The sequence below is a fragment of the Nonomuraea ferruginea genome, from assembly GCF_039540635.1.
Classification (GTDB): domain Bacteria; phylum Actinomycetota; class Actinomycetes; order Streptosporangiales; family Streptosporangiaceae; genus Nonomuraea; species Nonomuraea ferruginea.
This window is the reverse complement of the sequence record NZ_BAABFD010000018.1, coordinates 224298-230966: the sequence shown is the minus strand read 5'-3', so window position 1 is coordinate 230966 and position 6669 is coordinate 224298. Positions and strand designations below refer to the sequence as shown.

5 protein-coding genes are annotated in these 6669 nt (G+C 73.5%); 2 read left to right on the top strand and 3 right to left on the bottom strand.

Going from position 1 to position 6669, the window contains the following annotated elements; translation table 11 throughout:
- From ABD999_RS31520 to ABD999_RS31510, 3 genes are all read right to left on the bottom strand, one after another.
- Window positions 1-2193: Tex family protein (locus ABD999_RS31520; RefSeq protein ID WP_345483039.1), on the bottom strand; the 2193-nt coding region annotated here is incomplete at its 3' end.
- A 28-nt stretch (window positions 2194-2221) separates the two neighbouring features.
- The gene (locus tag ABD999_RS31515; RefSeq protein WP_271278601.1) at window positions 2222-3385 is read right to left on the bottom strand and encodes an amidohydrolase; all 1164 of its coding nucleotides are present in this window, start codon (window positions 3383-3385) and stop codon (window positions 2222-2224) included.
- 127 nt (window positions 3386-3512) lie between these two features.
- Window positions 3513-3947 carry an RpiB/LacA/LacB family sugar-phosphate isomerase gene (locus tag ABD999_RS31510; protein WP_148029688.1) on the bottom strand — a complete coding sequence of 145 codons (435 nt, stop codon included), beginning with the start codon at window positions 3945-3947 and terminating at the stop codon, window positions 3513-3515.
- Window positions 3948-4054: 107 nt separating this feature from the next.
- Here ABD999_RS31510 and ABD999_RS31505 point away from each other — a divergent pair, with 107 nt between their 5' ends.
- The gene (locus tag ABD999_RS31505; protein WP_271278602.1) at window positions 4055-5122 is read left to right on the top strand and encodes an S-methyl thiohydantoin desulfurase family protein; all 1068 of its coding nucleotides are present in this window, start codon (window positions 4055-4057) and stop codon (window positions 5120-5122) included.
- The gene (locus ABD999_RS31500; RefSeq protein WP_148029690.1) at window positions 5115-6662 is read left to right on the top strand and encodes a hydantoinase/oxoprolinase N-terminal domain-containing protein; all 1548 of its coding nucleotides are present in this window, start codon (window positions 5115-5117) and stop codon (window positions 6660-6662) included. The genes ABD999_RS31505 and ABD999_RS31500 overlap by 8 nt, the downstream gene beginning before the upstream one ends.
- Window positions 6663-6669 lie beyond the last annotated feature (7 nt).

The window sequence follows — 6669 nt, the reverse complement described above, 5'->3', positions numbered from 1 at the left end:
GGGGCCGCCGCCTCTGCCTTCGCCCCGGCCGCCGGAGGCCGCCGGCTGGGCGGCGTCGTCGTCGAGGCGGAGCGTGAGGGAGATGCGCTTGCGCGGGATGTCGACGTCCAGCACCTTGACGCGCACGATGTCGCCCGGCTTGGCGACGTCGCGCGGGTCCTTGACGAAGGTGCGCGACATGGCCGACACGTGGACCAGGCCGTCCTGGTGGACGCCGACGTCGACGAAGGCGCCGAACGCGGCCACGTTGGTGACCACGCCCTCCAGGATCATCCCCGGCTCCAGGTCGGACAGCTTCTCCACGCCCTCCTTGAAGGCCGCCGTGCGGAAGGCGGGCCGAGGGTCGCGGCCGGGCTTCTCCAGCTCGCGCAGGATGTCGGTGACCGTCGGCAGGCCGAACGTGTCGTCGGTGAACTTCGGCGGGTCGAGGGACCGCAGCGTGGCCGTGTTGCCGATCAGCGACTTGAGGTCGGTGCCGACCGCGTCGAGGATGCGGCGGACCACGGGATAGGACTCGGGGTGCACGCTGGAGGCGTCGAGCGGGTCGTCGCCGTCCTGGATGCGCAGGAAGCCCGCGCACTGCTCGAACGCCTTGGGCCCCAGCCGCGGCACGTCCTTCAGCGCCGTGCGGCCGCGGAACGGGCCGTTGGCGTCGCGGTGGCGGACGATGCTCTCGGCGAGCGTGGCGCCGATGCCCGACACGCGGGTCAGCAGCGGCGCGGAGGCGGTGTTGACGTCGACGCCCACGCCGTTGACGCAGTCTTCGACCACCGCGTCGAGCGACCGGGACAGCTTGGACTCGGCGAGGTCGTGCTGGTACTGGCCGACGCCGATGGACTTCGGGTCGATCTTGACCAGCTCGGCCAGCGGGTCCTGCAGGCGGCGGGCGATCGACACCGCGCCGCGCAGCGACACGTCGAGCTCGGGCAGCTCCTGCGAGGCGTAGGCGGACGCGGAGTAGACGGACGCGCCCGCCTCCGACACCACCACCTTGGTCATCGACGGCATGAGCTTGACCAGCTCGCCGGCCAGCTTGTCGGTCTCGCGGGAGGCGGTGCCGTTGCCGATGGCGATCAGCTCGACGCCGTGGCGCTGCGCCAGCGCGCCCAGCACGGCCAGCGACTGGTCCCACTGCCGCTTGGGCTCGTGGGGGTAGACGGTCGCGGTCTCGACGACCTTGCCGGTGGCGTCGACCACGGCCACCTTGACGCCGGTGCGCAGGCCGGGGTCGAGGCCCATGGTGGGGCGGCTGCCGGCGGGCGCGGCGAGCAGCAGGTCACGCAGGTTGGTCGCGAACACCCGCACCGCTTCGTCCTCCGCCGCCTGCCACAGCCGCATCCGCAGGTCGATGCCCAGGTGGACGAGGATGCGGGTGCGCCACGCCCAGCGGACCGTCTCCCACAGCCACCCGTCGGCGGGCCTGCCCCGGTCGGAGATCCCGTAGCGGGCGGCGACCCGCAGCTCGTAGGCGGCGGTCTCCTCGGGCTCCAGCGCGACGGTGAGGACCTCCTCCTTCTCGCCGCGGAAGATGGCGAGGACGCGGTGGGAGGGAAGCTTGGTGAACGGCTCGGCGAAGTCGAAGTAGTCGGAGAACTTGGCGCCCGCCTCCTCCTTGCCGTCGCGCACCCTGGAGGTCAGCCTGCCCCGCTCCCACAGCTGCTCGCGCAGCGCGCCGATCAGGTCGGCGTCCTCGGCGAACCGCTCGATGAGGATCGCCCTGGCGCCCTCCAGCGCCGCCCCGGCGTCGGCCACGCCCTCGGTGACGAAGCCCGCGGCCGTCGCGGCGGGGTCGAGCGACGGGTCGCCGAGCAGCTGGTCGGCCAGCGGCTCCAGCCCCAGCTCACGGGCGATCTGCGCTTTGGTGCGCCGCTTCGGCTTGTAGGGCAGGTAGATGTCTTCGAGGCGGGCCTTGGTCTCGGCCGCCATGATCTGGGCGCGCAGCTCGTCGTCGAGCTTGCCCTGAGACTCGATCGACTCCAGGATCGCGGCCCGCCGCTCGTCGAGCTCACGGAGGTAGCGCAGCCGCTCTTCGAGCGTGCGCAGCTGGGCGTCGTCGAGCGCGCCGGTGACCTCCTTGCGGTAGCGCGCGATGAACGGCACGGTCGAGCCGCCGTCGAGCAGCTCTACCGCGGACCGCACCTGCCCCTCGCGCACCCCGAGCTCTTCGGCGATCCGCTGGTGAATAGAGAGCACTTGCCCTGCCTTTCGATGGTCCCGCCGGTCAATTGTGCAGGACGATGCCGTCTTTCATGACAAGAGTGCGCCCGGGGCGAACGACCACGGCCTCGGCCGGGGTGCTCGCCCCGACCACGACGAGGTCGGCCCGATCGCCCGGCGCGAGCCCGTAGCGGCGCAGGCCGAGCGCGCGGGCGCCGCCGTGGGTGGCGGCCTCCAGGGCCAGCTCGATGTCGTCGTCACGGCGGAACGTGCTGCGGTAGGCCAGATGCATGGCCCGCTCCAGCATGTCGCCGCTGCCGAACGGGCCCCACAGGTCGCGGATGCCGTCGTGGCCGCACGCCACCGTGACGCCGGCCGCCCGCAGCGTCTTGACCGGCGGCACCGGGAAGCTGTAGACGGCGGCGGTGCAGACCGCCACGCCCGCCCCGGCGAGTCCCTCCGCCAGCTTGCCCGCCTGGGCGGCGTCGACCTGGCCGAGCGCGTACGCGTGGCTGATCGTGACCCGGCCCGCCAGGCCGAGCACGCGGGTGCGCTCGGTGATCAGCTCCACCTCCCACGCGCCCAGCGAGCCGCCGTCGTGCAGGTGGATGTCGACGTGGGCGCCGTAGCGGTCGGCCAGGCCGAAGATCAGGTCGAGGTGGCGCACCGGGTCGCGGTCGATGCCCGCCGGGTCGAGGCCGCCGACCGCCTCCACGCCGCTCTTGAGCGCCTCCTCCAGCAGCTCGGCGGTGCCGGGGTTGGTGAGCAGGCCGTGTTGCGGGAACGCCACCTGGGTCACGTCGACCGGCACCTGCGCGGCCGCCTCCCTGACCGCCTCCACGCCGCGCAACCCGGTCTGCGGGTCGATGTCGGTGTGGCTGCGCACGCTGGTGGTGCCGTACGAGCTCATCGCCCGCAGCAGGGACACCATGCGCGGCACGCTCGGGACGCCCAGCTCGCCGCGGCGGGCCAGGTCGTTGCCGATGCGGCCGGCGAGGGTGTCGTCGGCCGAGTGGGGCACCCAGGGGCCGCCGTAGAGGGTCTTGTCGAGATGGCAGTGGGCGTCGACCAGGCCGGGCAGCACGAGCTGCCCCGCGACGTCGACGACCCGCGCGCCGGGGGCGTCGACGGACGGCGCGACGACCTCGATCACGCCGTCGCGGACGAGGACGTCGGCGGGGCCGCCGACCCCCCAGGGCCGGCCGCCGCGCAGCAGGACGTCTGTCATGCCCTGCACCCTAAAGCGCGACACCGACGTTTTGCGGCCCTCACCGTCCGGGTTCGGTGGGGTGATTTTGGGGTGGTTCGCGCGGCACCGACGTTTTGCGGGGCGCCGCCGTCCGGGGGTGAGGGGGTCAGATGTGGTCGAGGTGGGCGACGTTGGCCTGGTCGGTTTCGTCGGTGCTCGGGGTGCCGCGCAGCCAGGCGTCGAGGATCTCGTCGAGGAGGACGTCCGAGGTGAGGCGGAGGCTGAGGGCGAGCACGTTGGCGTCGTTCCACTTGCGGGCGCCGTCGGCCGTGTAGGAGTCGACGCAGAGCGCGGCCCTGACGCCGGGCACCTTGTTGGCCGCGATGGACGCGCCGGTGCCGGTCCAGCAGCACACCACCGCCTGGTCGGCGCGGCCCTCGGCGACGTCGCGGGCCGCCGCCTCGGACGCCCAGGCCCAGTCGTCGCGCTCGTCGCCGTTGAGCGCGCCGTGCGTGACCACCTCGTGGCCGCGCCGCCGCAAAACGGCCACCAGCCGCTCCGCGACCCCGTCCAGGCTGTCGGCCGCCACCGAGATCCGCATCCTGCCCTCCTCCGGCCGGGAACCTGTTCTCAGGTCTACCAGTGAAGGGCCCGATGCGAGAGCGTGACTGGCGCAATGCCGGTGTATGTGCTTGGTTGGGGCCCCATATGAGCATCCGCGAAACTGACATTCCGGCCCTGGCGCGGGGATGCGCCGTGCTCGGCACCGGCGGCGGCGGTGACGTGCGCGCCGGCTCGCTGGCCGCCGTACGGGCCATCAGGGCGTACGGGCCGGTGCCGCTCGTGCGGCTGGCCGAGTTACCCCCCGACGCGCTGGTGGTGCCGCTGTCCGGGATCGGGGCGCCGACCGTGAGCCACGAGATGATCCACGGCGAGGACGAGCCGAAGCGCATCGCCGAGGAGGTCGAACGGCTCTTCGGCAGGCCGCCCGCGGCCGTGATGTCGTCGGAGATCGGCGGCTCCAACGGGGTCGCGCCGGTGGCCTGGGCCGCCCAGCTCGGGCTGCCGCTGCTCGACGCCGACGGCATGGGCCGGGCGTTCCCCGAGGTCCAGATGGTCTCCATGTACGTCGCGGGGCTGCCCGCCGACCTGGTGATCATGTCGGACGTGGCGGGCAACGTGGTGACGATCCGGCCGGTGGACGGCCTGTGGTCGGAGCGGCTGGCGCGGGCGGTCTGCGTGGCCGCGGGCTCCTCGGCGCTGATGGCCGACTACGTACTCACCGCCGGGCGGGCGCGGGGCGCGGTCGTCGAGGGCACGGTCACGCGCGCGCTGGAGATCGGCCGGGCCACCGAGGACGCGGCGGACCCGCTGACCGCGCTGGCCGCGGAGCTGGGCGCGGTCAGGCTGATCACCGGCAAGCTGACCGACGTGGAGCGGCGCACCACCGGCGGGTTCGTCAGGGGCACCGCCACGATCGAGGGCACCGGCGACGACCGCGGCCGCACGCTCGTCCTGGAGTTGCAGAACGAGAACCTGGTCGCCGTCGAGGACAACCAGGTCAGGGCGATGGTGCCGGATCTGATCACGGTGGTCGACACCGAGACCGCGGCCGCGATCCAGACCGAGGGCCTGCGTTACGGCCAGCGTGTCACCGTGCTCGCCTGGCCGTGCGACCCGCTCTGGCGCACCCGGAAAGGGCTGGACACGGCCGGGCCGCGGGCGTTCGGCTACGACCTGGACTACGTTCCCGTGGAGGAGCTGGCGCATGGCTGAGCCGGACCTGCGGATCGGCATCGACGTCGGCGGCACCAACACCGACGCGGTGGTGCTCGACTCCGGCGACCGGGTGATCGCCAAGGCCAAGCGGCCGACCAGCCGGGACGTCACCGAGGGGCTGCGCGCCGCGCTGGACGCGGTGCTGGACGAACTGGGCCCGCACGCCCACGGCCGGATCGGCCGGGTGATGCTCGGCACCACCCACGCCACCAACGCGATCCTGGAGCGCAGGAACCTGGGCCGGGTGGCCGTGCTGCGGCTGGGCGCCCCCGCTACCACGGCCGTGCCGCCGCTCTCCGACTGGCCCGACGGCCTGCGCGAGGTCGTCTCGGCCGGCGAGGCCGTGGTGCCCGGCGGTCACTACGTGGACGGGCGCGAGATCGGCCGGCTCGACCCCGGCTCGATCCGCCGCTTCCTGGACGGGGTGGAGGCCGACGCGGTGGCGGTCACCGCCGTGTTCAGCCCGGCCACGGCCGACCACGAGCGGGCCGCCGAGGAACTGATCAGGAGCGAGTACGGGCTGCCGGTCTCGGTCAGCCACGAGATCGGCTCGCTCGGGCTGCTGGAGCGCGAGAACGCGACCGTGCTCAACGCCGCCCTGTACGAGGTCGCCGGGCACGTCACGAGTGCGCTGACGGCCGCGCTGGCCGAACGCGGGCTGGCGGCGACCCCCTACCTGGCGCAGAACGACGGCACGCTGATGACCCTGGAGCACGCGGCGCGGCTGCCGGTGTCGACCATCGGCTCCGGCCCGGCGAACTCGCTGCGCGGCGCCGCGTTCCTGTCGGGCGTGCCGGACGCGGTCGTCGCGGACGTCGGCGGCACCTCCACCGACCTCGGGGTGCTGACCGGAGGGTTCCCGCGCGAGTCGGCGGCGGCCGTGGAGATCGGCGGCGTGCTCACCAACTTCCGTATGCCGGACATCCTGGCCATCGCGCTGGGCGGCGGCACCGTCGTGCGCGGCGCGAAGGCCGGTCCGGACTCGGTGGGCTACCGGATCGCGGAGGAGGCGCTGGTGTTCGGAGGCGGCACGGCGACGCTCACGGACGCGGCGGTCGCGGCCGGGCGGCGGCCGCCGGGCGTCACCTGGGACCTGGGCGACATATCGGAAGATTTCCGCGACACTCTGCAAAGGGCGATCGCCGCCACCGACGCGCTGGCCGCCGACGCCGTGGACCGCATGACGCTCGGCCGCACCGGCCGTCCCCTGGTGGCGGTGGGTGGCGGCGCTTTCCTGCTGCCCGAGCGGATCCCCGGCGTGAGCCGCGTCATCCGCCCGGAGCACGCCGAGGTGGCCAACGCCGTCGGCGCCGCCATCGCCCTGGCGAGCGGCAGAGTCGATACGATCATGCCTGCGGGTGAAAGCCGGACAAAGGCGATCGAAAGGGTGAGGCGGGAGGCCGCAGCACGTGCCGTGGCGGCGGGCGCGGACCCTGACCGGGTCCAGATCGTCGACCTCCTGGAGGTGCCGCTCAGCTACCTCGCGGAGCCCGCCGTGCGGATACACGCCAAAGCCGCCGGACCCCTCACCCGGTGACAATTCG

Excerpts from the sequence above, each read along its gene's own strand:
- ABD999_RS31515 (WP_271278601.1), bottom strand. The coding sequence starts at position 3,385 with ATGACAGACGTCCTGCTGCGCGGCGGCCGGCCCTGGGGGGTCGGCGGC.
- ABD999_RS31510 (WP_148029688.1), bottom strand. The coding sequence starts at position 3,947 with ATGCGGATCTCGGTGGCGGCCGACAGCCTGGACGGGGTCGCGGAGCGG.
- ABD999_RS31505 (WP_271278602.1), top strand. The coding sequence starts at position 4,055 with ATGAGCATCCGCGAAACTGACATTCCGGCCCTGGCGCGGGGATGCGCC.
- ABD999_RS31500 (WP_148029690.1), top strand. The coding sequence starts at position 5,115 with ATGGCTGAGCCGGACCTGCGGATCGGCATCGACGTCGGCGGCACCAAC.